At 60.1% G+C, this 26,275-nt stretch carries 20 protein-coding genes; 14 read left to right on the top strand and 6 right to left on the bottom strand.

What is annotated here, in order from left to right; translation table 11 throughout:
- The first annotated feature begins 44 nt into the window (after window positions 1-44).
- From HGP14_RS25880 to HGP14_RS25835, 10 genes are all read left to right on the top strand, one after another.
- Window positions 45-1,115 (top strand): BMP family ABC transporter substrate-binding protein, encoded by a 1,071-nt coding sequence (locus HGP14_RS25880; protein WP_168832741.1) that lies wholly within the window; start codon window positions 45-47, stop codon window positions 1,113-1,115.
- Between the two features lie 147 nt (window positions 1,116-1,262).
- Entirely contained in the window at window positions 1,263-2,225 is a 963-nt protein-coding gene (gene ytfQ / locus HGP14_RS25875; protein ID WP_168832740.1) for a galactofuranose ABC transporter, galactofuranose-binding protein YtfQ, read from the top strand.
- 119 nt (window positions 2,226-2,344) lie between these two features.
- Window positions 2,345-3,868, top strand: a complete 1,524-nt coding sequence (gene ytfR / locus HGP14_RS25870) for a galactofuranose ABC transporter, ATP-binding protein YtfR (protein WP_168832739.1) — start codon at window positions 2,345-2,347, stop codon at window positions 3,866-3,868.
- Entirely contained in the window at window positions 3,865-4,881 is a 1,017-nt protein-coding gene (locus HGP14_RS25865; protein ID WP_168832738.1) for an ABC transporter permease, read from the top strand. The genes ytfR and HGP14_RS25865 overlap by 4 nt, the downstream gene beginning before the upstream one ends.
- Window positions 4,878-5,846 (top strand): galactofuranose ABC transporter, permease protein YjfF, encoded by a 969-nt coding sequence (yjfF, locus tag HGP14_RS25860; protein WP_168832737.1) that lies wholly within the window; start codon window positions 4,878-4,880, stop codon window positions 5,844-5,846. Before HGP14_RS25865 ends, yjfF begins: the two co-directional genes overlap by 4 nt.
- Before the next feature lie 15 nt (window positions 5,847-5,861).
- Entirely contained in the window at window positions 5,862-6,614 is a 753-nt protein-coding gene (locus tag HGP14_RS25855) for a FadR/GntR family transcriptional regulator (RefSeq protein ID WP_168832736.1), read from the top strand.
- Between the two features lie 79 nt (window positions 6,615-6,693).
- Window positions 6,694-8,058 carry a bifunctional UDP-N-acetylglucosamine diphosphorylase/glucosamine-1-phosphate N-acetyltransferase GlmU gene (glmU, locus tag HGP14_RS25850; protein WP_168832735.1) on the top strand — a complete coding sequence of 455 codons (1,365 nt, stop codon included), beginning with the start codon at window positions 6,694-6,696 and terminating at the stop codon, window positions 8,056-8,058.
- A gap of 96 nt (window positions 8,059-8,154) precedes the next feature.
- Window positions 8,155-9,981, top strand: a complete 1,827-nt coding sequence (gene glmS / locus HGP14_RS25845) for a glutamine--fructose-6-phosphate transaminase (isomerizing) (protein WP_168832734.1) — start codon at window positions 8,155-8,157, stop codon at window positions 9,979-9,981.
- A gap of 116 nt (window positions 9,982-10,097) precedes the next feature.
- Window positions 10,098-10,802 (top strand): DUF502 domain-containing protein, encoded by a 705-nt coding sequence (locus HGP14_RS25840; RefSeq protein WP_168832733.1) that lies wholly within the window; start codon window positions 10,098-10,100, stop codon window positions 10,800-10,802.
- A 193-nt stretch (window positions 10,803-10,995) separates the two neighbouring features.
- Window positions 10,996-12,489, top strand: a complete 1,494-nt coding sequence (locus HGP14_RS25835; RefSeq protein ID WP_168832732.1) for an esterase-like activity of phytase family protein — start codon at window positions 10,996-10,998, stop codon at window positions 12,487-12,489.
- Window positions 12,490-12,529: 40 nt separating this feature from the next.
- Here HGP14_RS25835 and recG read toward each other — a convergent pair whose 3' ends face one another.
- Window positions 12,530-14,635 carry an ATP-dependent DNA helicase RecG gene (recG, locus tag HGP14_RS25830; RefSeq protein ID WP_168832846.1) on the bottom strand — a complete coding sequence of 702 codons (2,106 nt, stop codon included), beginning with the start codon at window positions 14,633-14,635 and terminating at the stop codon, window positions 12,530-12,532.
- 91 nt (window positions 14,636-14,726) lie between these two features.
- Here recG and HGP14_RS25825 point away from each other — a divergent pair, with 91 nt between their 5' ends.
- Together HGP14_RS25825 and mfd are read left to right on the top strand one after the other, a co-directional pair.
- On the top strand, window positions 14,727-15,044 hold the full coding sequence (locus HGP14_RS25825) for a succinate dehydrogenase assembly factor 2 (protein WP_168832731.1): 318 nt from the start codon (window positions 14,727-14,729) through the stop codon (window positions 15,042-15,044).
- Window positions 15,041-18,550, top strand: a complete 3,510-nt coding sequence (gene mfd, locus HGP14_RS25820) for a transcription-repair coupling factor (protein ID WP_168832730.1) — start codon at window positions 15,041-15,043, stop codon at window positions 18,548-18,550. Before HGP14_RS25825 ends, mfd begins: the two co-directional genes overlap by 4 nt.
- Before the next feature lie 6 nt (window positions 18,551-18,556).
- Here the strand turns inward: mfd and HGP14_RS25815 are convergent, their stop codons facing one another.
- Entirely contained in the window at window positions 18,557-19,228 is a 672-nt protein-coding gene (locus tag HGP14_RS25815; protein WP_168832729.1) for a DsbA family oxidoreductase, read from the bottom strand.
- Window positions 19,229-19,327: 99 nt separating this feature from the next.
- Window positions 19,328-21,130, bottom strand: coding sequence for an extracellular solute-binding protein (locus HGP14_RS25810; RefSeq protein WP_168832728.1), 1,803 nt, complete (start codon window positions 21,128-21,130; stop codon window positions 19,328-19,330).
- Window positions 21,131-21,398: 268 nt separating this feature from the next.
- Between HGP14_RS25810 and HGP14_RS25805 the strand changes: the two genes are divergently transcribed.
- Window positions 21,399-22,052 carry an invasion associated locus B family protein gene (locus tag HGP14_RS25805; protein WP_168832727.1) on the top strand — a complete coding sequence of 218 codons (654 nt, stop codon included), beginning with the start codon at window positions 21,399-21,401 and terminating at the stop codon, window positions 22,050-22,052.
- A gap of 115 nt (window positions 22,053-22,167) precedes the next feature.
- Here the strand turns inward: HGP14_RS25805 and hspQ are convergent, their stop codons facing one another.
- From hspQ to HGP14_RS25790, 3 genes are all read right to left on the bottom strand, one after another.
- Window positions 22,168-22,497 carry a heat shock protein HspQ gene (gene hspQ / locus HGP14_RS25800; protein WP_168832726.1) on the bottom strand — a complete coding sequence of 110 codons (330 nt, stop codon included), beginning with the start codon at window positions 22,495-22,497 and terminating at the stop codon, window positions 22,168-22,170.
- A 150-nt stretch (window positions 22,498-22,647) separates the two neighbouring features.
- Window positions 22,648-24,057, bottom strand: a complete 1,410-nt coding sequence (glnA, locus tag HGP14_RS25795; RefSeq protein WP_168832725.1) for a type I glutamate--ammonia ligase — start codon at window positions 24,055-24,057, stop codon at window positions 22,648-22,650.
- Between the two features lie 58 nt (window positions 24,058-24,115).
- Complete coding sequence (locus HGP14_RS25790) at window positions 24,116-24,454, bottom strand: P-II family nitrogen regulator (RefSeq protein WP_018900556.1); 339 nt, start codon at window positions 24,452-24,454, stop codon at window positions 24,116-24,118.
- A gap of 343 nt (window positions 24,455-24,797) precedes the next feature.
- Between HGP14_RS25790 and HGP14_RS25785 the strand changes: the two genes are divergently transcribed.
- Complete coding sequence (locus tag HGP14_RS25785) at window positions 24,798-26,273, top strand: NAD(P)H-hydrate dehydratase (protein ID WP_168832724.1); 1,476 nt, start codon at window positions 24,798-24,800, stop codon at window positions 26,271-26,273.
- Window positions 26,274-26,275: the final 2 nt, after the last annotated feature.

Here is a 26,275-nt window from a genome sequence, read left to right as displayed (position 1 = left end):
AAGAAACGGGTTTCCAGAAGATCTTCAAACCAACAGGGGTTATCATGAAGAAAATAGCACTCGCACTCGCCGCGTCGGCAGCCGCGGTTATTGGCGCCGGTTCCGCCCATGCCGCAGACAAGACCAAGATCTGCTTCGTCTATGTCGGTTCGCACACCGACGGCGGATACTCGCAGGCGCACGATCTCGGCCGCCAGCAGGTCCAGCAGGAGTTCGGCGACAAGATCGAAACGCCGTACCTCGAAAACGTTCCTGAGGGTCCGGATGCCGAACGCGCTATCGAGCGCCTGGCTCGCTCGGGCTGCAAGCTGATCTTCACCACATCCTTCGGCTTCATGGATGCGACGGTAAAAGTTGCCGCCAAGTTCCCGAAAGTGAAGTTCGAGCATGGCACGGGTTACAAGACCGGCCCGAATCTCGCCACCTACAATTCGCGCTTCTATGAAGGCCGCTACATTCTCGGCCAGATCGCCGCCAAGACCTCGAAGAACCACGGTGCCGCCTACATCGCTTCCTTCCCGATTCCGGAAGTGGTGATGGGCATCAACTCGTTCGAACAGGGCGCCAAGTCGATCGACCCGGACTTCAAGCTCAAGGTGATCTGGGTCAACACGTGGTTCGATCCGGGCAAGGAAGCCGACGCCGCCAAGGCGATGGTTGACCAGGGAGTCGACGTGCTGACGCAGCACACGGACACGACCGCGCCGATGCAGGTTGCCGAAGAGCGCGGCATCCATGCCTTCGGTCAGGCATCGGACATGATCGCAGCGGGCCCGAAAGCTCAGATGACGGCTATCGTCGACACCTGGGGCAACTACTACTCCAAGCGTATTCACGCGCTTCTGGACGGTACCTGGAAGTCCGAACAGAGCTGGGACGGCCTGAAGGACGGCATTCTAAAGATGGCGCCTTACACCAACATGCCGGATGACGTGAAGAAGATGGCCGAAGAGACCGAGGCCAAGATCAAGTCTGGCGAGCTGCATCCGTTCACCGGCCCGATCAACAAACAGGACGGCACTCCGTGGCTGAAGGCCGGCGAGAAGGCTGATGACGGCACGCTGCTCGGCATGAACTTCTACGTCGAAGGCGTCGACGACAAGTTGCCGCAATAATTCTGCAGGTATTTTTGCTGCTGCCAAGGCGCTCCGGTTCGGGGCGCCTTTTTTGTTGCGCTGCATCCTAAAATAGCAATTTACAAAAGTAATACTATATGATTTTTTCTCTCTAGCCGCGAGGAGCGGCATTTGGGAGAGACAATCATGAAGTTGAAAACTGCACTTTTGAGTGCCACGGTTCTGGCTGCCTGCATGTTCGGTTCCGCGTCTGCGGCCCAACTCGTCGTGGGCTTTTCGCAGATCGGCTCGGAATCAGGCTGGCGCGCTGCTGAAACGACGGTGACGAAGCAGGAAGCCGAAAAGCGCGGCGTTGACCTGAAATTTTCGGACGCCCAGCAGAAGCAGGAGAATCAGATCAAGGCGATCCGCTCCTTCGTCGCCCAGGGCGTCAACGCCATTTTCCTCGCACCGGTCGTTGAAACCGGTTGGGACGACGTTCTGAAGGAAGCCAAGGAAGCCGAAATTCCGGTCATCCTTCTCGACCGTACGATCAAGGCTCCGGAAGACCTCTACCTGACGGCCGTTACCTCCGACCAGGTTCATGAAGGCAAGGTCGCGGGCGACTGGCTCGTCAAGAATGTCGGCGACAAGAAGTGCAACGTCGTCGAGCTCCAGGGCACCACCGGTTCCTCGCCGGCGATCGCCCGCAAGAAGGGCTTCGAGGAAGCCATTGCCGGCCATGACAACTTCAAGATCGTTCGCAGCCAGACGGGTGACTTCACCCGCGCGAAAGGCAAGGAAGTCATGGAAAGCTTCCTGAAGGCCGAGAATGGCGGCAAGGACATCTGCGCCCTCTACGCCCATAACGACGACATGGCTGTCGGCGGCATCCAGGCGATCAAGGAAGCTGGCCTGAAACCCGGCAAGGACATCCTCGTCGTCTCGATCGACTCGGTTCCGGATATCTTCCAGGCGATGGCAGCAGGCGAAGCCAATGCGACGGTCGAGCTCACACCGAACATGGCTGGCCCGGCATTCGATGTGCTCGACGCCTACCTGAAGGACAAGAAGGAGCCGCCGAAGTGGATCCAGACGGAATCGAAGCTCTACACGCAGGCTGACGATCCGATGAAGGTCTACGAGTCCAAGAAGGGCCTCGGCTACTGATCGACGCTTTGGAACCGCACCGGCCCGTCATGGACCGGTGCGGCGTTGCCCACGCGAGCAAGACATCATGTCTGCAACTGCAAGGGCACAAGGGGTCAATATCAGGAAAATACCGAGCCATGATTCACGATTTCGAGAACATTCTCGCCGCGTCCGGAATATCGAAGTTTTTTCCCGGCGCGGTGGCGCTGGACAAAGTTGATTTCACGCTTCGCAAGGGCGAGGTGCATGCGCTGCTCGGTGAAAACGGAGCCGGCAAATCGACGCTCATCAAATGCCTGAGCGGCGCCTATCGCCGCGACGAGGGACGGCTCGCGCTAGAAGGCAGCCAGATCGATCCTGCCGATACGCTGGCCGCTCAGAAGCTTGGCATCGGTACCGTCTATCAGGAGGTAAACCTCCTTCCCAATCTCAGTGTTGCAGAAAACCTTTTCCTCGGCCGCCAGCCCCGGCGTCTTGGGATGGTCGATGCCCGCGCCATGAACCGGATGGCACGCGAGCTCCTGGCGCAATATGGCTTGAACATCGATGTAACGGCGCAGCTCGATCGCTTCTCCGTCGCCGTTCAGCAAGTGATCGCCATTGCCCGGGCGGTCGATCTTTCCGGAAAGGTCCTGATCCTTGATGAGCCGACCGCAAGCCTTGATACCCACGAAGTCGCGATGCTTTTCGACATCGTAAAGAACTTGAAGATGCGTGGGTTAGGCATTGTTTTTATTACGCACTTCTTGGAGCAGGTCTATGAAATCAGCGATCGCATCACTGTGCTCCGCAACGGTAGATTGGTCGGCACCCGGGAGACGGCGGACTTGCCTCGGCAGGCGCTGATCCCGATGATGCTCGGCCGCGAATTGGCCCAGACGGAACAGGCGGCAAGCGAGCGTGCGGTTGCAGTTGGCGATACCAAGTACCGCTTCGAAGGGTATGGCAAGCGCGGCAAGGTGAAGCCATTCAATCTCGACGTTCGCACCGGCGAGGTAGTGGGCATAGCGGGCCTGCTGGGATCGGGACGCACCGAGACTGCGGAACTTCTCTTTGGCATAGAGCGCGCCGATAGCGGCAAGGCCGAGATCGATGGCAAAGCCGTGGCGCTATCAAGCCCGCGTGCCGCGATCATGAACGGCTTTGGCTTTTGCCCGGAAGACCGCAAGACCGATGGAATCATCGGCGACCTGTCGATCCGCGAAAATATCGCGCTGGCGCTTCAGGCTCGCCGCGGGTGGGCGCGGCCGCTTTCGCGCAGCGAGCAGAACGCCCTCGCGGACCAGTATATAAAGGCGCTCGATATCCGCACCACCGACCGCGAGAAGCCGATCCGCCTGCTTTCGGGCGGCAATCAGCAGAAGGCCATCCTGGCTCGCTGGCTTGCTACCAATCCGGATTTTCTGATCCTCGACGAACCAACGCGTGGCATCGATGTCGGAGCCCACGCAGAAATCATCAAGCTGATCGAGGAACTTTGTGCAAAGGGCATGTCTCTGATCGTAATTTCCTCAGAACTGGAAGAGCTTGTCGCCTACAGTTCACGCGTCATTGTTCTTCGCGACCGCGAGCATATTGCCGAGCTTGCCGGAGACCGCGTGACTGCAGCCGCCATCATCGATGCAATCGCAGCCGCTGAAAAGAAAATGGAGGATGCATGAGTTCCTCGCTCAAGGCGCTTGCCATACGCCTCGCGCCGCAATTGATTGCGCTTGCGGTTATTCTTTTGTTGAATTTCATAATGTTCCCGCAGTTTTTTAATGTCGTGGTGCAGAATGACCGCCTCTATGGCAGTCTGATCGACGTTCTCAATCGCGGCGCACCGGTCGCACTGCTTGCGATCGGGATGACGCTGGTCATCGCGACGAAGGGCATCGATCTTTCTGTCGGCGCAGTGATCGCGATCTGCGGCGCGGTTGCAGCATCGTTGATCGTCTCCGGCAATTCGCTTGCTTACACGCTGATCGTGACCCTCGGCACCGGATTGCTTTGCGGCGTTTGGAACGGTTTCCTGGTCGCGATCCTGAATATCCAGCCGATCATCGCCACGCTCGTTTTGATGGTGGCGGGGCGTGGCATCGCCCAGCTGATTACCGAAGGTGTGATCATGACCTTCAATGATCCGGGGCTCATCTTCCTCGGCAGCGGTTCCTTCGCCTACCTGCCGATGCCCGTGGTGATCTGGCTGGTCGCCGGTGCGTTGGTGATCCTGCTCGTCCGCCGCACCGCTCTTGGCATGCTGATTGAAGCAATCGGCATAAACCGCCGGGCTAGCAGGCTTTCCGGCGTTCGCACTCCCGTCCTGCTGATGGCGGTCTACATGCTGAGCGCGCTCTGCGCGGCCGTGGCCGGCATCATCGTTGCGGCCGACATCAAGGGGGCAGATGCGAACAATGCGGGTCTTTGGCTGGAGCTTGATGCGATCCTCGCGGTGGTCGTCGGCGGCAATTCCCTGCTTGGCGGGCGCTTCAGCATTCTTGGCTCGCTCATCGGGGCGATGATTATTCAGGCCGTCAACACCGGCATTCTGCTCTCGGGCTTTCCTCCTGAATTCAACCTCATCATCAAGGCGGTGATCGTCCTGGTCATCCTGATCATCCAGTCGCCGGCGCTGCAGTCCACGGCGATCTTCTTCAGCCGCAAGCCGGAAGTCAGAGCGGAGCTGTCGAAATGAACTCGAAATACCTGCCGCTGCTGGCGACCATCGTCATCTTCGTGCTGTCCTATGTGGCCTGCGCGCTGCAATACCCGAACATGCTGTCGACCCGTGTCGCCGGCAATCTTTTGACCGACAATGCATTCCTCGGCATTGCCGCCGTCGGCATGACCTTCGTCATTATTTCAGGCGGCATCGATCTCTCGATCGGCTCGGTCATCGCCTTCACGGGCGTATTCCTTGCCGTCATCCTGCGGGACACCTCGATCCATCCGCTCGCCGCATTCGCGCTGGTTCTCGTCATCACGGCCGCTTTCGGCGGGTTGATGGGCGCCGTGATCCATTATCTGAAGATGCCGGCTTTCATCGTGACGCTGGCAGGCATGTTCCTGGCCCGTGGCATGTCCTATGTGCTTTCGATCGACAGCATCCCCATCGAGCACGAATACTATTCGACGCTGACCGGCATCTACTACCGCCTCCCGGGCGGCGGACGCCTGACGCTGATCGGCGGCATCATGCTGCTTGTCTTCATCGCAGGCATCTTCATCGCGCATCGCACGCGCTTTGGAGCAAACGTTTACGCGCTCGGCGGCGGCGTCCAGACGGCCGAGTTAATGGGTGTGCCGGTTGGCCCTACCACCATCCGCATCTACGCGCTTTCCGGCTTTCTGGCGGGACTATCGGGAATCGTCTTTTCGCTCTATACCTCTGCCGGCTATTCGCTGGCGGCGGTCGGTGTGGAACTTGACGCCATTGCCGCGGTGGTCATTGGGGGGACGCTGCTGACGGGGGGAGCGGGATTCGTGGCGGGAACTTTTATCGGTCTCTTGATACAAGGGCTCATTCAGACGTACATCACCTTCGACGGGACGCTTTCGAGCTGGTGGACAAAAATCCTTATCGGCCTTTTGCTCTTTGCGTTTATTCTGATGCAAAAGGCCATTCTGTTCGTTTCCAGCCTGAACAAGAGGTACGCCTGACGGAGGACTTGTTACTTGCGCAACCGATTGCTTGAGACACGAAGGAGCGGTCGCAGGACCCGCACCAGCCACGCGCAGGTCGTAGATGAGCTCGGCAAGGCTATCGTGGCCGGGACCTATCCGGTCGGCTCGATTCTGCCTGGCGACGCCGAGCTTGCGCAGCGTTTCAAGGTCTCCAGAACGGTTCTTCGCGAAACGATGAAGACGCTCGCGGCCAAGGGCATGGTTGTCGCCAAGGCGCGGGTCGGCACCCGGGTCACCGAGAAGACCTTCTGGAACATGTTCGACAGCGAGATCATCGCTTGGCATTTCGATCACGGCGTTACCGAAGAATTCCTGTTGCAACTCTACGACATTCGGCTTGCCGTGGAGCCTTTCGCCGCCGGGCTGGTTGCAGAGCGCGCGAACGGCGATGACATCGCCACGCTGCGTGCCTTGGCGCTCGATATGGCCGAACCCGGCCACACGGCAGAAAGTCTCGCGTTCGCCGACCTGAAATTCCATCTGGCAGTCGCGGATGCCTCCCACAATCCGTTCATGCGCACGCTAGGAAGCCTGATCGAGGCTGCACTGGTTGGCATGTTCCGGCTCAGCACGCCGCCGTCCCAGAACGGCTTCGCCAACATCGCCGATACGCATATGCGCATTGTCGATGCGATCGTTGCAGGCGATGTCCCGGCCGCCCGCACGGCAATGGAAGCCGTCATCATCGAAGGCCGGGGGCGCGTTCGCGATGCCTACGCGGCGCTCACCCGGGTCTCGGCCTGACCAATTTCATCTTTGTCGACGGTTCGCCTTGCTGCTATGAGGCAGAACGTTGCCGAACAATGGATTCTCGGAGCCCGCCATGGAACGCACCTGCCTCGCCGTTATTCTTGCCGCCGGTGATAGCACTCGCATGAAGTCCTCAAAATCGAAGGTGCTGCATCCGGTCGCCAACCGGCCGATGATCGCACATGTCGTGGAGGCCGTGGCAAAGGCAGGTATTTCCTCCGTCGCGCTCGTTGTCGGGCGCGATGCCGAAGAGGTCGCCAAGGCAGCCAGCATCGGCGGCGTCGAGGTCGAGGCGCATCTGCAGAAGGAGCGTCTTGGAACCGGGCACGCGGTGCTTGCGGCACGCGAGGCGATTGCCCGCGGCTACGACGATATTCTCGTGACCTATGGCGATGTGCCGCTGCAGACCGAAGGTCCGTTGAGGGCGGCGCGTCAGGCGCTGGCGGAAGGCAGCGACATCGCCGTCATCGGGTTCCATACGGACCGGCCGACCGGTTACGGTCGGTTGCTGGTGAAAGATGGTGAACTGATCGCGATCCGCGAGGAAAAGGATGCGACCGACGCCGAGCGCGCCGTCAAATGGTGCAATAGCGGCCTGATGGCGATCAACGGCCGCAAGGCGCTCGATCTGCTGGCGCGGATCGGAAACGGCAATGTAAAGGGTGAGTATTACCTTACAGACCTCGTCGAAATCGCCCGTTCGCTGGGCGGCCGGGTGACCGCCGTCGATGCCCCGGAAGTCGAAATGACCGGCTGCAACAACAGGGCTGAACTCGCAGCGATCGAGCGTTTCTGGCAGGAGCACCGCCGTCAGGAAATGATGATCTCTGGCGTGACGATGATCGCGCCGGAAACGGTTTTCCTGTCGTACGACACCGTCATCGGTCAGGATGCGCTGATCGAGCCGAACGTCGTGTTCGGTCCGGGCGCGGTGATCGACGGCGGCGCGGTGATCCATTCCTTTTCCCATATTGAAGGTGCGCATGTAAGGGCGGGTGCGGCGGTCGGTCCTTTTGCCCGCCTGCGTCCCGGCGCCGATCTTGGCCAGGGTTCGAAGGTCGGCAACTTCTGCGAGGTGAAGAACGGCCAGATCGGCGAGGGCGCCAAGGTCAACCATCTGACCTATATCGGCGATGCGGTCATCGGAGCGGGTACTAACATCGGCGCGGGCACTATCACCTGCAACTATGACGGCGTGAACAAATTCGAGACCCGAATCGGCGCCAATGCCTTCATCGGCTCGAACAGTGCATTGGTTGCTCCGGTCAGCATCGGCGACGGCGCCTATATTGCATCCGGCAGTGTCATCACCGACGATGTCCCCGCCGATGCGCTCGCCTTCGGCCGGGCTCGCCAGGAGGTGAAGCCTGAGCGCGCCAAGGCAATTCGCGAAAGCGCACTGGCCATCAAGGCGGCAAAAAAAGCCAAGGCTGAGTAACGGCCGGAAATCGAAAGTGACCAGCTGAGCGATTGAGAAATAACAGGAAATCGCTAGGTACTGGTCTCGTTATTTCAAAGCGTTGGGGACATTTTCATGTGCGGTATCGTGGGCATCGTCGGCAGTCGTCCTGTTGCGGAGCGGTTGGTGGATGCGCTGAAGCGGCTCGAGTATCGAGGTTATGATTCCGCCGGTGTTGCGACGATCCACAACGGCGTGATGGATCGCCGCCGCGCCGAGGGCAAGCTCTTCAACCTGGAGAAGCGCCTCGACGCCGAGCCGCTCCTCGGCACGACGGGCATCGCCCACACCCGCTGGGCAACCCATGGCGTTCCGAACGAGACCAATGCACACCCGCACTTCGTCGAAGGCGTGGCTGTCGTCCACAACGGCATTATCGAGAACTTCTCGGAGCTACGCGACGAACTGAGTGCCGATGGTGCGGTATTCGAAAGCCAGACGGACACCGAAGTCGTCGCTCATCTGATGGCGAAGTATTTGCGCGAGGGACTTGAGCCGCGCGCGGCCATGCTCAAGATGCTGAACCGCGTGACGGGCGCCTATGCGCTCGTTGTCATGCTGAAGAACGATCCAGGCACGCTGCTGGCCGCGCGCTCCGGCCCGCCGCTCGCTGTTGGCTTTGGAAATGGTGAAATGTTCCTGGGGTCGGATGCGATCGCTCTTTCACCCTTCACCAGCGACATCACCTATCTTGTCGACGGCGACTGCGCGGTCATCACCCGTGAGGGTGCTACGATCGTCGATTTTTCTGGCAAGCCGGTGAACCGCCCGCGGCAGATTTCCCAGGTGGCGGCCTATGTCGTCGACAAGGGCAACCATCGCCATTTCATGGAGAAGGAGATCTACGAGCAGCCTGAGGTGATTTCCCACGCTCTCAGCCACTACATGGATTTTGCTGAGAACACGATTGCTGCCAATGCATCGGAGATCGACTTCCGGACGGTAAGCAGCCTCGCTGTCTCGGCTTGCGGCACGGCCTATCTCGCTGGCCTGGTCGGCAAATACTGGTTTGAGCGCTATGCCCGCTTGCCGGTCGAAATCGATGTTGCCTCGGAGTTCCGCTATCGCGAGATGCCGCTGCAGCCGTCGCAGGCAGCACTCTTCATCTCGCAATCGGGTGAAACCGCCGATACGCTGGCTTCCCTCCGCTACTGCAAGGACCATGGCCTGAAAATCGGAGCCGTGGTCAACGTTCAGGAGTCGACCATTGCGCGCGAATCCGACGCCGTCTTCCCGATCATGGCCGGCCCTGAGATCGGCGTTGCCTCGACCAAAGCCTTCACCTGCCAGCTGGCGGTCCTTGCATCGCTCGCAATCAGCGCCGGCAAGGCGCGCGGCACCGTCAGCGCGGACGAAGAAAAGGCGCTCGTGCGCCATCTCGCCGAAATGCCGCGCATCATGAGCCGTGTGCTGAACCTCGTGCAGCCGCAAATGGAAAGCCTGTCGCGTGAGCTCTCCAAGTGCCGTGACGTGCTTTATCTCGGCCGCGGGACCAGCTTCCCGCTGGCAATGGAAGGCGCGCTGAAGCTCAAGGAGATTTCCTATATCCATGCCGAGGGATATGCGGCGGGCGAATTGAAGCACGGGCCGATTGCGCTGATCGACGAGAATATGCCGGTCATCGTCATCGCGCCTTACGACCGCTTCTTCGACAAGACCGTTTCGAACATGCAGGAGGTCGCGGCCCGCGGCGGGCGGATCGTCTTCATCACCGACGAAGCGGGCGCTGCCGCGTCCAAGCTGCCGACCATGACGACGATCGCGCTTCCGAACGTTCCCGAGATCATCGCGCCGATGATATTCTCCCTGCCGATCCAATTGCTTGCCTACCACACCGCGGTGTTCATGGGCACCGATGTCGATCAGCCGCGAAACCTCGCGAAATCGGTCACGGTGGAGTGAACCGCAAGGCGGCTGCACCGCTTGTACAAGGTGTCGAATTCTGGCAGCCTCGTTCGGCAGGTGCGGGGGCGCCTGATCACGACATCCGGTAGACCCAAGGGAGTTCATCGCGAGCGATGACGAACAAACTGCACCGATTGCCGATAGCAACGCGCATTAGAAACAACTTCCTGGCGGGCCTCATCATCTGTGCCCCGATCGCGATCACGCTCTGGCTCACATGGTCGATTGTCCGCTGGGCCGACAGCTGGGTGAAGCCGTACATTCCCGCCCGTTACGATCCCGACAGCTACCTGAATTTTGCGGTTCCCGGTTCCGGCCTGATCATCGCGATGATCTTCATCACCATCATCGGCTTCCTGGGGAAAAACCTCATTGGCCGGGGCATCGTGCAGTTCGGAGAGTCGCTGGTACACCGCGTCCCGCTGGTGCGCAGCATCTACAAGAGCGTGAAGCAGATATTTGAGTCGGTGCTGAAGGAGCAAAACAATTCCTTCAAGAAGGTAGGCCTCATCGAATATCCGAGCCCCGGCCTCTGGGCGCTGGTGTTCATCGCCACTGATGCGAAGGGAGAGATCGCTACGAAGTTCAACGCGATGGGGCATGATATGGTCAGCGTCTTCCTGCCGCCGACCCCGGTGCCGACGGCCGGATTTCTGATTTTCGTCCCGCGCGAAAAGATCGTTGTTCTCGACATGTCGCCGGAAGATGCGGCAAAGCTTTTGATCTCTGGCGGACTTGTGGCGCCGGATGAACTTGCAAGCCGGGCCGCGAAGGAAAAGCGTTCCCGCAAACAGTTGCGAGCGCCCGCGGAAACCTGATCCGCACTTCTGAGCCTGTCACGTAAGTATCACGTTGCCGCCCTACACCGCTCTTCGGGAGGCTTTCGGGCGCAATCTCATCGAACAGCTTCATAAACACCGAAGCGAGCCGTTCATATTTCGAAGCGGCCTACGGGCTTGCGTCCTGATGAAATCCTTTCCGAAAAAGCTTTTATCAAGAGGACATTGCCCCATGAAATATTCGTATTTTCTAAGGCTTCGGTTACTGGCCGCAGCCTTGATCACATCCGCCGCTCTGACGCCGGTTGCCGCGCTTGCCGATAATTCTGTCACTGTCGGCGCCACGACTTTCGTCAATAAAGGTCTCGTCGGCATCGGCCGCATGCCGTCGAACCAGCGCGACAAGTTCGGCGAAACCTTTGGCTCCGGTTCCGGCATGTCGATCGACGAGTCGAGCTGGACGCGCGATGGCGATACCTACAAGGGCTCGCTGTGGCTGCTGCCCGACCGCGGTTACAATGCCGTTGGAACGACCGATTATCGCCCACGTCTGAATACGATCGACATTACGTTCACGCCGGTAGCGCCGGGCGCAACGCCTCCGGCCGGCAAGGAGCAGTCCGGCGTTCAGGCTACGCTCGCCGATACGATGATGCTCGTGGACGACAAGGGTGCGGATACGACCGGCCTCGACCCGGAATCCGGCGTTCGCGCAGCCGCCGGCGACATGCCGCCGCTGCCTGAAGCGACGAACGGCAAGGTCGCCCTCGACAACGAAGCGATCATTCGTCTGCCGGACGGCTCCATGTTCATCAGCGACGAATACGGCCCCTATATCTACCGCTTTTCCGCCGATGGTCACCTGATGTCTGCTACCCAGCCCTCCAAGGCGTTGTTGCCGATGCGCAAGGGCACGCTGAGCTTTGCATCGAACAATCCCGGCCCGGGCGCGGCTGCCCCCGATCCCAAGGATCCCGATACCGGCCGTCAGAATAACCAGGGCCTCGAAGGCATGGCGATGACACCGGACGGCAAGTATGTGATCGCCGTGCTGCAGTCGGCGGCCCGTCAGGATGGTGGCGATTCCAGCTCGACCCGCCAGAATACGCGCGCGATGATCTACGACGCCTCCGACCTCGCGCATCTGAAGATGGTGCACGAATATGTCGTGCCGCTGCCCGTCTTCAAGGATGCCAAGGGCAAGACGACCATCGCCGCGCAGAGTGAAATCGTCGCGCTCTCTGACACGAAATTCCTGATGCTGTCGCGCGACAGCGGCAACGGTTCGATGCTGAAGGGCGACACCTCGCTTTATCGCAATATCGGCATCGTCGATGTCTCGGCCGCGACCGACATTCTCGGAACCGATTTCGACGGCGCCAAGCCGGTCGCTCCGAAGGGTGTCGTGGATCCTTCGGTCAAGCCTGCAACGCTGACGCCGTTCATCGACATGAACGACAACGCTCAGCTTGCCCGCTTCGGTCTGCACAACGGCGCACCAAACGACCGCAACAACCTGTCCGAAAAGTGGGAGGCGGTGTCGCTCGTAAGCGTCAAGGATCCAAACCTGCCGGACGACTACTTCCTATTCGTGGCGAACGACAACGACTTCTTCACGCAGGATGGTTTCCAGGTCGGGGCAGCTTACAAGGCCGAAGGTGGTGCGGACGTCGACACCATGTTCCAGGTCTATCAGGTCACCCTGCCGGGACTGTCGGGCAAGTAACCTCTACCGAAACAAGCGGACGCGCATGTCGCGTCCGCACTCAGCCCGCACGCAGGAAGCGGATCGCCTCATCGCGCCGGAATAGATAGAGCAGCGTGCGGATCGCCGTACCGCGTTCGCTTGTCAGGTCTGGGTCGCGCTCGATCACATAGGCGGCGTCCTTGCGGGCGATCTCCAGAAGGTCGGCATGGGCCTCCAGGCTGGCGATCTGAAAGCCGGGCGTGCCCGACTGGCGGGTGCCGAGCACTTCGCCTTCGCCACGCAGTTTCAAGTCCTCCTCGGCGATCCTGAAGCCGTCCTCCGTCTCCCGCATGATCGAAAGCCGAGCGTGGCCGGTTTCGCCGAGCGGCCCCTTGTAGAGCAGGATGCAGGTCGATGCCTCGTCGCCGCGGCCGACGCGTCCGCGAAGCTGGTGCAACTGCGCCAGTCCGAAGCGTTCTGCGTGCTCGATCACCATGATCGTCGCGTCCGGCACGTCGACACCAACTTCGACGACGGTCGTCGCGACGAGCAGCCGCAGTTCGCCGCTTTTGAACGACATCATCACGGCATCCTTCTCCGGCCCGCTCATGCGGCCGTGGATCAGACCGATGCCCGGACCGAGAGCAGAGACAAGCGTGGAATGCCGCTCTTCGGCCGACATCAGGTCGAGTTCTTCGGACTCCTCGACCAGCGGGCAGATCCAGTAAGCCTTCTTGCCTTCGGCAAGCGCGCTCTTCAGCCGCTGGACGATCTCGCCGGTCCGTTCGCTGGGAACCGTTATCGTCTGTATCGGTTTGCGGCCTGCGGGTTTCTCGGTGAGTTTCGAGACATCCATGTCGCCGAAGGCCGCAAGCACCAGTGTGCGCGGAATGGGGGTGGCGGTCATCACCAGCATATGCGGCGAGATACCCTTCGCGGTCAGCCTCAGACGCTGATGGACGCCGAAGCGATGCTGCTCGTCAACGACCGCCAGCATCAGGTTCTTGTAGTTGACGCTGTCCTGGAAGAGCGCATGCGTGCCGATAATGATCTGGGCCGCGCCGGAGGCGATCCGCTCAAGAATGTCGTCGCGCTCGCGCCCCTTGGTTCGGCCCGTCAGCACTTCGATGCCGAGACCGGCAGAGGCCGCGAACTTCGAGATCGTCGCGTGGTGCTGCCGCGCAAGAATTTCGGTGGGCGCCATCAGCACGGCCTGTCCGCCGCTCTCGATCACGGCAGCCATTGCCATCAACGCCACCAGAGTCTTGCCGGAGCCGACATCGCCCTGGAGAAGCCGCAGCATACGGTCTTCGCTAGCCATATCCTTTAGAACGTCGGAAACGGCCTCTGTCTGACTGCGCGTCGGGGAGAAAGGTAGCGTGTCGAGGATTTTCCGGCTGATCTCGCCGGTGGCATGGACAGGTTGCCCGGCGACCTTGCGAAGCCGCTGGCGCACGAGCGAGAGCGACAACTGACCGGCAAGAAATTCGTCATAGGCCAGTCTTCGCCGGGCAGGGGCCTGCGGGTCGATGTCCGTGGGGTCGCGGGGTTCGTGCAGCATATGAAAGCTGTCGGCGGTCGAAGGCAATCCCTGCTTCTGTGTCAGCGAAAGATCAGTCCATTCCGGCAGTTGCGGTATCCGAGGCAACGCCGCCTCGATAATCTTGCGCAGGGTCTTCGGCGAGAGCCCGGCCGTGAGCGGGTAGATCGGCTCGACGAGCGGCAGGTTTTCCGCATCGCTTGCCTTCACGATGTAATCCGGATGGACCATTGTTGCCCGGCCATTGAACCAGTCGATCTTGCCGCTGACGATGACCTCCTCGTCGATCGGGAGTTGTTTCTCCAGCCATCCCGCCTGACCGCGGAAAAAGACGAGCGACAATTCGCCCGTCTCATCGTGAAGGAAGACACGGTAGGGAATATTGCTCTTTCCCCGGGGAGGCGGCTGATGCCGGTCGACACGCGCCGTGATCGTCACAATCGCACCTTGGGGGGCGCGGGCAATTCCCGGTTGGTTGCGCCGGTCGATCAGCGAATGCGGCGCATGGAAGAGCAGATCGATGATCCGGGTATCCTCCGGCGCCTCGCGCCCGAGCAGCTTTACCAACAGCTCGGCGATCTTCGGGCCGACGCCCGGAAGAGCCGAAACGGGGGAAAACAGCGGATCGAGAATGGCCGGGCGCATGCTGCAAAATGCGATGAACATTAGGGCATTGGCAAGGCTGACAAGCCGCTTTCGAGGGGCTATAGAGGCCCATCAACAGGAAGGTAATGCCATGACAGGTGTGACACTCTCGAGTGCCGGTCTCGATCCGCGCCGCCGACGGATACTCTTTCGCTGCTGGCATCGCGGGCTGCGCGAGATGGATCTGGTCTTCGGTCAGTTCGCCGAGGCCGAGATTGCCTCGCTTTCCGAGGCCGAGCTTGACGAGCTGGAAACCATCATGGGCGAGGAGGACAACGACCTTCTGCGTTGGGTCATGGGAACCTGGCCGGTGCCGGAGCGTTTTCAGACACCCATGTTCGAGCGCCTCGCCGCCTTCAAGCCGGATTTTCAGTACCCGGCGGATACCGCATCCAGGAAACCGGAATGATCCCAGGATTTGATGGAAGTAAGCTCGCAGCCGCTGCCGAGCCGCTGACGATCGGCAATGTGCCGTCCGGCCTGGAGCCGCTTCTGCTGGCGGAACTTGCACGCGCCGGCGAGCCCGTCGCCTACGTGCTGTCTGACGGGCAGCGCATGGCCGATCTGGAACAGATGCTCGGCTTCGTCGCCCCCGAGATCCCGGTGCTGACGCTGCCGGCATGGGACTGTCTGCCCTATGACCGTGTTTCTCCGAGCGCCGATACCTCCGCCCGCCGCCTGGCAGCTCTCAGCGGCCTAATCGCTCACCGCAAGAAGCCGCATGCGGCAATCGTCCTCGTGACGGTCAATGCCATGCTGCAGAAGGTTGCGCCGCAGGATGTGATCGAAAGCCTGGGCTTTTCGGCCCGTCCCGGCAATCAGGTCCGCATGGACGACGTCGCCGGCCGGCTGGAGCGCAACGGCTTCGATCGCGTCGCGACGGTGCGCGAAGTCGGTGAATACGCGGTGCGCGGCGGCATTCTCGATGTTTTCGTCCCGGGCGCGGAAGAGCCCGTTCGTCTCGACTTCTTCGGGGATACGCTCGAAAGCATCCGCAGTTTCGATCCGGCAAGCCAGCGCACGACGGGGCAGGTGCGCTCCCTCGACCTCAACCCGATGAGCGAGGTAACGCTGACTCCCGACACGATCAGCCGCTTCCGCAAGAACTACCTGTCGGCCTTCGGTGCCGCGACGCGTGACGATGCGCTCTACCTTGCCGTCTCCGAGGGCCGTCGTTATCCCGGCATGGAGCACTGGCTGCCGCTCTTTTATGAAAAGCTCGAGACGGTCTTCGACTATCTGAAGGGCTTTCGTCTGGTGACGGATCACACCGTCCGCGAGGCGGCGGAAGAGCGCTCCAAACTCGTTCTCGACTACTATGATGCGCGCCTGAATGCCGGCCAGCAGGCAAAGGGTCAGATGGCGCAGGGGACACCCTACAAGCCGATCACGCCCGGCCAGCTCTATCTCGACGGCAAGAGCTTTGCTCAAACGCTGGATGTATTCAATGCCATGCGGATTTCGCCCTTCAACGAGCACGAGGGCGAGGCACGGCGCGTTGTCAATGTCGATGCGCGTCAGGGAGAGCGCTGGGCGCGTACGAGTGCCGAAAGCGGCGACGGCAACGCTGAGCGCGTCAACATCTTCGACATTGTCGTCAAGCACATAGCCGACAAGCGGGCAAGCGGCGCAAAGGTTCTCATCACCGCCTGGACGGAAGGCTCGCTTGAACGCCTGCTGCAGGTCCTAAATGAACATGGTCTGGAACGCGTCAAGACAGTGGAAACTCTGAAGGCCGTCGACTCGCTGGATCGAGGTGAGGCGGCTGCGGCGGTGCTCAACCTCGAGTCTGGCTTTGAGGCCGGCAACCTGATCGTCATCGGCGAGCAGGACATTCTCGGCGACCGCATGGTTCGCCGTACCAAGCGCCGCAAACGCGCCGCCGATTTCATTTCGGAAGTTGCCGGGCTCGATGAAGGCTCAATCGTCGTGCACGCCGAACACGGCATCGGCCGCTTCGTCGGTCTGCGGACGATCGAGGCCGCGGGCGCCCCGCGCGCCTGCCTCGAGCTGCAATATGCCGACGACGCGAAGCTCTTCCTGCCGGTCGAAAACATCGATCTCCTCTCACGCTATGGCGGCGAGAGCACTGAAGTCCAGCTCGACAAGCTCGGCGGCGGCGCATGGCAGATGCGCAAGGCAAAGCTCAAGAAGCGCCTCCTCGACATGGCAGACGCGCTGATCCGCATCGCCGCCGAGCGCCTGACGCGCCATGCACCCGTCCTGACGACGCAGGAAGGGCTTTACGACGAGTTTGCGGCACGCTTCCCCTATGACGAGACGGAAGATCAGGACAACGCCATCGAGGCGGTGCGCGGGGATCTTGCCGCCGGTCGCCCCATGGATCGCCTTGTCTGTGGTGACGTCGGTTTCGGCAAGACGGAAGTGGCGCTTCGCGCCGCGTTCGTCGCAGCGATGAACGGCATTCAGGTTGCCGTCGTCGTGCCAACGACGCTGCTTGCTCGCCAGCACTTCAAGACGTTTTCCGAACGCTTCCGCGGCCTGCCTGTCCGTTTGCAGCAGGCTTCCCGCCTTGTCGGCTCGAAGGAACTTGCTCTTACAAAGAAGGAAGTCGCCGAGGGCAAGACGGACATCGTCGTCGGCACGCATGCGCTGCTCGGCGCTGGTATCAAATTCGCCAATCTCGGCCTGCTGATCATCGACGAGGAGCAGCATTTCGGCGTCAAGCACAAGGAGCGCCTGAAGGAACTGAAGAGCGACGTGCATGTCCTGACGCTGTCGGCCACGCCGATCCCCCGCACGCTGCAGCTGGCGATGACCGGTGTCCGCGAGCTCTCGCTGATCACAACGCCGCCGGTCGACCGCATGGCGGTACGCACCTTCATTTCGCCGTTCGACAGCCTCGTTATTCGCGAAACGCTGATGCGCGAGCATTATCGCGGCGGCCAGAGCTTCTACGTCTGCCCGCGCCTCGCCGATCTCGAAGACGTCCACGCCTTCCTGCGCTCGGATCTCCCCGAGCTGAAGGTGGCGGTTGCCCACGGCCAGATGCCGGCTGGCGAGCTAGAAGACGTGATGAATGCCTTCTACGAGGGACGCTACGATGTGCTGCTTTCGACGACGATCGTCGAATCCGGGCTCGATGTTCCAACCGCCAACACGTTGATCGTCCACCGCGCCGATATGTTCGGTCTGGCGCAGCTCTATCAGCTCCGTGGCCGCGTTGGCCGATCGAAGGTTCGCGCCTTCGCGCTCTTCACGCTGCCGGTCAACAAAGTGCTGACACCGACTGCGGAGCGCCGCCTCAAGGTGCTGCAGTCGCTGGACACGCTCGGTGCCGGCTTCCAGCTCGCAAGCCACGACCTGGATATCCGTGGCGCCGGCAACCTGCTCGGCGAGGAACAGTCCGGCCACATCAAGGAAGTCGGCTTCGAGCTTTACCAGCAGATGCTGGAAGAGGCGGTCGCCGAAGTGAAGGGTGTCGACGAGATCCATGACACCGGCTGGTCACCGCAGATTTCGGTCGGCACGCCCGTCATGATCCCGGACGACTATGTGCCGGACCTGCATCTGCGGATGGCGCTTTACCGCCGCCTGGGCGAGATCACCGAACTCAAGGAGATCGATTCCTTCGGTGCCGAGATGATCGACCGGTTCGGTCCGATGCCGATCGAGGTGCAGCATCTCTTGAAGATCGTCTACATCAAGTCGCTTTGCCGCGTGGCCAATGTCGAAAAGCTCGATGCCGGTCCGAAGGGCGTGGTCATCCAGTTCCGCAACAAGGAATTCCCGAACCCGGCAAATCTGGTTGGCTATATCGCCAAGCAGGGAGCGATGGCGAAGATACGCCCCGACCACAGCCTGTTTTTGAACCGCGACCTGCCGGCGCCGGAAAAACGGCTGCAGGCCGCAGCCGTCATCATGACGCAACTGGCCGAAATGGCCAAGCCGTAGGGCAGGTCAATTCAATCCGGCGCGCGCTTCGGCCTTCGCCTTGGCGATGTCGCGGAGCGCGCCGGCCAGCACGTCCGGCGTCTGCGCGCCGCTGACGGCATATTGCTGGTCGAAGATGAAGAACGGCACGCCATTCACGCCCATCTTCTGCGCGGCGTCGATTTCGGCGATTACCAAGTCCCGGTCCGCGTCGGAGGCAAGCAGCGAGGCGATCACGGCACGGTCGAGACCGGCTTTCTCGGCAATGTCGAGCAACACCGCATGATCGCCGACATTGCGGCCTTCCTCGAAATTCGCCTTGAACAGCGCAGTGACGACGCTGTCCGCTTTGTCGCGATCTTCGATCATCGCCCATTGGATCAACCGGTGCGCATCGAGCGTGTTGGGGCCGATCTTGATCGCCTGGAAATCGAAATTGATACCCACTTCGCGGCCGAGATCGGTAAGCGTCTTATGCGCCTGCGCCACACGCTCCGCGCCGCCGAGCTTCTGTTCCAGCATTGTCTTCTGGTCGACGCCTTCCAGCGGATAGTCGGGGTTCAGTCGGTAGGGGCGCCAGTTGATGTCGACGCCGATTTCATCCTGCACTTCCGCGATCGCAAGCTCCAGCCGCGCCTTGCCCAGATAACACCATGGGCAGACGACGTCCGATACGACGTCGATGGTGATACGTTCCATGGTGGTTTCCTTTCGATATCCCGGAGTCTTTCCAAGCCATCTATGCCCTGACAGGCCAGACTTCAACCGGGCAGGAAAAAGGAACCACTTCCGGCAGACTTATTGGACGCTCTGATCCCACCAAACGGGAAGCTGGTAGCCGTAAAGCGGCGCGCCATCCGGACGGCCGATCCGCTTGTTGCGCGCAATCCATTGCTGGTCCAGATGGTAGAGAGGCAACACGTAATGCCCGGACAGCAATAAACGGTCATGCGAACGGACAGCGGCCGTGAAGTCCTCGTCGGAGCGGGCGGTGAGAATATGCCTGATCAGCGTATCGACATCAGGGTCGGTAACGCCGGCAAAATTTGAACTCCCCTGGCGGTCGCGCGCAGCCGACGACCAATAGGAGAGCTGTTCGTTTCCGGGCGAGAGCGATGACGGATAAGATTTTAGAATAACATCATAGTCGAAACTATTGGTTCTGCTTTGATATTGCGAATCGTCCACAGTGCGGATCGAGGCAGCGATGCCCAAAGCGTGAAGCGAACGCTGATAGGCGATGGCAAGTTTCTCCTGGTCGGCGTTCTGCGTCATGATCTCGAAAGCCAGCAGTTTTCCGTTGGCATCCACCATCTTTCCGTCTTTGATCGAATAGCCGCCTTCTTTCAGCGTCTGCAGCGCTTGCTTCAACACATTGCGGTCGCGCCCGGAGCCGTCGCTTAGGGGAAGCTTGTAGGTGCCGTCGAGAACGGCCGGGTCAATCTTCTCTTTGATCGGGCCGAGCATTTGGATCTCGCGGGCATCGGCCGGAACGCCGAAACTCGACAGCGCCGAATTCTGCCAGAAGCTCTGCGTGCGCTTGTAGGCGTTGGAATAGAGCGTCCTGTTCGCCCACTCGAAATCGAAGATCAGCGAGAGCCCTTCGCGAACTTTGGCATTGGCGAATACCGGGCGCCGTGTGTTGAAGACAAACCCGAACATGCCGCTTGGCAGCTTCGGCTGGAACGTATCCTTGATCACAGTGCCGGAGGAAACTGCCGGGAAGTCATAGGCTGTCGCCCAATGCCCGGGACTGCCGTCGGGATAGACGTCGATATCGCCCTTCTTGAATGCCTCGAAAAGGGTGGTGTCCTGCAGAAAATACTGGACGGTGATCTGGTCGTAGTTGTCCATGCCGACCTTCGAGGGGATATCCTTGCCCCAGTAGTTCGGATCACGTTCGTAGGTGATGCTTTCGCCGGGCTTCACCGTTTTGATCTTGTAGGGCCCGGAGCCGACCGGTGGCACGAGAGTGGTACGGTCGAAAGTTTCCGGATCGATGGCGTGTTTCGGCAGCACCGGCATCAGCCCGAAGACCATCGGCGTTTCGCGGTCCGCCTTGTCGTTGAAGGTGAAGCGCACGCCATGCTCGCCGATCTTCTCCATTTTCGAGACGAGGCTCAGCCGGCTCGCAAAGGGCACGCGTCCCTTGTCGCGCAGCAGTTCGAAGGAGAATATGACGTCCTCAGGCGTCACCGGCTGCCCATCGGACCACTTGGCCTTCGGATTGAGATTGAACTGAATGAACGTGCGGTCTTCATCCCATTCGACCGTCTCGGCAAGCAGCCCATAGAGCGTGAATGGTTCGTCCCGGGAACGCTGCATCAGCGATTCATAGACGAGATTGCCGTATTCCGGATCCCACATGCCGCGCGCCGTGGTTCGCATGCTTTTCAGAATGAACGGATTGAGATTGTCGAAAGTGCCGACGACCCCGTAGGTGATCTTGCCGCCTTTCTTCACGCCCGGATTGACGTAGGAGAAATGCTTGTAGTCAGGGGGCAGGGAGGGTTGGCCATGCATGGCGATGCCGTGCAGCGGGGCCGCAGCAACGGCGCCGCAAAAAAGCGTAAAGGCTATGGGGAGAATGACCCGGAGCATGCTCACAATCCTTTCCGGCAAGGCACGATTCGGCCGAAGACTAGCATGCGCGGCGGAAAATCGAACGTTCACAGGGCGGAATCTTTCGGCCACCCCGAAATTGCCAAAGAAATACTGGATATCTGGATCGCCCCAATGTAACAGGTGTTTCGAAGTTCTGGGGTCATGCATTTGCCTTAATGTTTTAAGAGGTGGAATGCCGAATAGCCCCGGATGGAGAGGACGGCGCATCGCGGTCCCTAATGGGTATCAGGAGACGGAATCCGTTATGTTGTTCAAATCAGATAAGAAAATGCGGGCAGCTCTGTCCGTTCTGGCACTCGCTTTCGGTGTGGCTTCGGCCCCGGTATCCTCCTTCGCACAGGATGCCTCAGCAGACGCACCGGCTCAGGCTGCCGGTGCGCCGCGCCTTGGCTGGTACAAGACCTGCAGCAAGCAGGCGGACAACGATGTCTGCGTCGTTCAGAACCTGATCCTCGCCAATGGCGGCCAGCTCGTCACAGCCGTCGGCCTCATCACGATTTCGGGCAAGATCAACCGCAAGCTTCTGCAGGTATCCGTGCCGAGCGCCCGGCTGATCCCTCCGGGCATCATGATGCAGGTCGACAACAACAAGGGCCAGAAGCTCGACTACGCTGTTTGCCTGCCGGACAAGTGCACCGCCGAGGTTCCCCTGACGGATGCCATGATCGCAGGCCTCAAGAAGGGTAGCGACGTGATCTTCACGTCGATCAATTTCCGCCGCGCGCCGAACCCGATCAAGATTTCTCTCGAAGGCTTTACCGGCGCCTTTGATGGCGAAGCTGTTTCCCCGAACAAGCTTGCCGAAAGCCAGAAGAGCCTGCAGGACAGCATGCAGAAAAAGGCCGAGGAAGCCCGCAAGAAGCTGGAAGATGCGCAGAACGCCGCCAAGGCGCAGTAATCTGCCAGCCGCGAAAGAAAGAACAAGAACCCGGCCCTGCGCCGGGTTTTTTGTTGCCGACAAACAAAAACCCCGCCGGGAGGAGGCGGGGTTTTAAGTCACGACCGATAGCGCCTTAGTGGGCGAAGCTCATCTTGGGCTTGAACTGGCCGGACGGCGCTTGATCGAAAATCTGATAGACCTGCTGATTGCGAAGCGGCACGCCGCTTTCATCGTTCACCAGGTTCTGCTCTGAGACGTAAGCGACATACTCGTTTTCGTCATTTTCCGCGAGCAGATGGTAGAAGGGTTGGTCCTTACTGGGGCGAACTTCGGCAGGGATTGAGTTCCACCATTCTTCCGTATTCGCAAACTCCGGATCGACGTCAAAGATGACGCCGCGAAACGGAAAAACTTTGTGCCGGACCACTTCACCGATACTGAACTTTGCTACTTTTGTCTTCATGGTACGACTTCCTTTCATCACCAGATTTGGTGATTGGGCCTGCACAAATCAAGTTTTTTGCAGGCTTTCGTCACATGAGTGTCACATCACCGGGAGCCTCAGTGACGAGAGAGGAAAGCTCCGCCGGCGACGGAGCTCTCTACTTGGCGATCAAGCCGAATAGTACATGTCGTATTCGACCGGATGCGGGGTCATCTCGAAACGCATTACTTCCGCCATCTTCAACTCGATGAAGGAATCGATCTGGTCGTCATCGAATACGCCGCCCGCCGTCAGGAACTTGCGGTCCTTGTCGAGGCTTTCGAGGGCTTCGCGCAGCGAGCCGCAAACCGTTGGAATCTTCTTCAGTTCCTTCGGCGGCAGGTCGTAGAGATCCTTGTCCATGGCTTTGCCCGGATGGATCTTGTTCTTGATGCCGTCGAGGCCGGCCATCAGCATGGCAGCGAAGGCGAGATACGGGTTTGCCGTCGGATCCGGGAAGCGGACTTCGACGCGCTTCGCCTTCGGATTGGAGCCGAACGGAATGCGGCAGGAAGCCGAGCGGTTGCGGGCGGAATAGGCCAGGAGCACAGGTGCTTCGTAACCCGGGACGAGACGCTTGTAGGAATTCGTCGACGGATTGGTGAAGGCGTTGATCGCCTTGGCGTGCTTGATGATGCCGCCGATGTAATACAGGCAGCTTTCGGAAAGGCCTGCATACTCGTCGCCGGCAAAGGTCGGCTTGCCGCCCTTCCAGATCGACTGGTGCACATGCATGCCAGAACCGTTGTCGCCGAAGATAGGCTTCGGCATGAAGGTTGCCGTCTTGCCGTAGGCGTTGGCGACCTGGTGCACGACGTACTTGTAGATCTGCATCTTGTCGGCGTTGCGGACGAGCGTGTCGAACTTGATGCCGAGTTCGTGCTGGGCAGCGGCCACCTCGTGATGATGCTTCTCGACGGTGACACCCATTTCGCCAAGCACGGTCAACATTTCAGAGCGCATGTCCTGCGCGCTATCGACCGGCGGAACCGGGAAATAGCCGCCCTTGATGCGCGGACGGTGGCCGAGGTTTCCGGTCTCGTAATCGGTGTCGTCGTTCGACGGCAGCTCGCTGCTGTCGAGTTTGAAGCCGATATTGTAGGGATCGGCCTTGTACTTGACGTCGTCGAAGACGAAGAATTCGGCTTCCGGACCAACGAAGATGGTGTCGCCGATGCCGGATGCCTTGAGATAGGCTTCAGCTTTCTTGGCGGTGCCGCGCGGATCGCGGTTATAGGCTTCGCCCGAAACCGGATCCAGAATATCGCAGACGATGACCATGGTAGACTGCGCGAAGAAAGGGTCCATGTGAACCGTTTCCGTATCCGGCATCAGCACCATGTCGGACTCATTGATGGCCTTCCAGCCGCCGATCGAGGAACCGTCGAACATGACCCCGTCGGCGAACATGTCTTCATCGACACAGGAAACGTCCATTGTGACGTGCTGCAGCTTGCCCTTGGGGTCGGTAAAGCGCAGATCAACGAACTTTACGTCGTTTTCCTTGATCTGCTTAAGAATTTCGTTCGCGGTCGCCATAGATCTCCCTTTCAATTTATAACGTGATACTCAATGTTGAAGCCGAGCCGGGGCCAGCTCAGATAGCGTCGACGCCGGTTTCGCCGGTGCGGATACGAATGACTTCTTCGATGTTGGATACGAAGATCTTTCCGTCTCCAATCCGGCCGGTCTGCGCCGCCTTGCGGATGGCGTCGATGACAGCTTCCGCGTTCTCGTCGGCAAGCACGACTTCGACCTTCACCTTTGGCAAAAAGTCGACGACATATTCGGCGCCGCGGTAAAGTTCCGTATGGCCTTTCTGGCGACCGAAGCCCTTCGCTTCTGTGACAGTGATGCCTTGCAGGCCGACTTCCTGAAGGGCTTCCTTCACTTCGTCGAGCTTGAAAGGCTTAATGATCGCTTCGATCTTTTTCATGAGAAAATGACTCTCCGCTTCTCCCGTTAACGCGGGCAAATTGCCGCTCGAAAACCATGATGCAGGTATCATGCCAGTCGCAGCGCAGGAGAACCAGAAAATGCGCGAATTATCCCCAGATTCGCAAATCCGAGGGCATTTCCAAGGAATTTTCGAACAAAAACTGATGAGAATGGCCCTGAAAAATGAAAAAATGACGCAGAATTCGAAAAAACTCTAGAGGAGCCGGGCTGCGGCTCGCGCGCCTTCGGTGAGTAATAAATATGCAAATGGCGTATTTTTATGCATTTGCTTGACCGCAAATGCGGTTGTTTTTTAGGCGTTTTTTGAATTGAATGAGCACATGGCTGAGCAACTGAGTGATCTCCTTCTTACCCCTGCAGAAATGGCGGCCGCGGATGCCGCTGCGGCTCAATCGGGAATTTCGTCTTTCGGGCTGATGGTGACGGCGGGCGCCGCTGTGGCAGCTGTCGCCCTGCGGCTCTACCCGGGCGCCCAGCGCTTCGCCGTCCTCTGCGGCCCCGGTAATAACGGTGGAGACGGGTATGTGGCCGCGCGCCTCCTTGCCGAGAGCGGCGCAGCGACCACCGTCTTTCATCTGGGTGACCTTGCGAGGCTTCAGGGCGATGCCGGGCGCACAAAGGCCGAATGCCCGCTCACGCCGCAGCCGCTTGACACGTATGAGCCGAGGCAGGGGGATGTCGTCATCGATGCGATCTTCGGGGCGGGGCTCGGAAGGGATGTGCCGCCAGAAGTGCGATCCGTGATCGAACGGGTGATGGATGCCGCGGTCCCCGTCCTTGCCGTCGACCTGCCATCGGGTGTCGATGGCCGCAGCGGCGAGGTCCTGGGCGCGGCGTTCAAGGCAGATCACACCGTCACGTTCATGACGCGCAAACCCGGCCACCTGCTGATGCCGGGCAGAGAGCTGTGTGGAAAGATCGAAGTGGTCGGCATCGGCATTCCGGGCCGCATCATCAAAGCTTGCTCCTCCGAAAGAGTCGGCGAGAACACTCCGGCCAGATGGAAGCACCTTCTGCCCGCGGGGAAACTGGAGACGCACAAATACAAACGAGGACACCTTGCCGTTTTCTCGGGCGGAGCGGGGAAGACCGGCGCGGCGCGAATGACCGCGATGGCTGGACTGAGAGCGGGGGCAGGTCTCGTGACCATCGCCTCGCCGGTGGAGGCCACTGCCGAAAACAGCGCTCACCTGACCGCCATCATGTTGCGTATCATCGACAACGAGACCGCGCTGCGCGACTGGCTGGGCGATGAGCGCTTGCAGACCTTCGTGCTCGGACCAGGTTTCGGTATCGGCGCAAAGGCAAGAGCTCTCGTCGCCGCATTGCGCGATCGCCATCTGGTGCTCGACGCAGACGGCATCACCTCATTCAAAGAGAGCCCGCAAGAGCTTTTCGATCTCTTCGCCGAAGGCGAACCGCATCTCGTTCTGACGCCGCACGAAGGCGAATTCGCGCGCCTCTTTCCGGATATCGCCGCCGACGGGAAACTCAGCAAGGTCGACAAGGCACAAGCGGCGGCAAAGCGGGCCAACGCCGCGATCGTTTATAAGGGCGCAGATACCGTCATTGCTTCGCCGGACGGCAGAGCACTGATCAATACGAACGCGCCCATCTGGCTCGCAACGGCAGGCTCAGGCGATGTGCTCGCCGGCATCATCGGCGCGCATCTGGCGCAGGGTCTGCCCGCGTTTGAAGCCGCCGCGGCCGGCGTCTATCTCCACGGCGAAGCTGCACAGCGCGCCGGCAAAGGTTTGACCGCCGAAGATCTCGTCGCCCATGTCCTGCCGTTATAGCA

Origin of the sequence: Rhizobium sp. P32RR-XVIII (genome assembly GCF_012641395.1) — a bacterium.
Classification (GTDB): Bacteria; Pseudomonadota; Alphaproteobacteria; order Rhizobiales; family Rhizobiaceae; genus Rhizobium.
The sequence above is the reverse complement of the archived record's forward strand: the minus strand, read 5'-3'. Positions and strand labels throughout refer to the sequence as shown.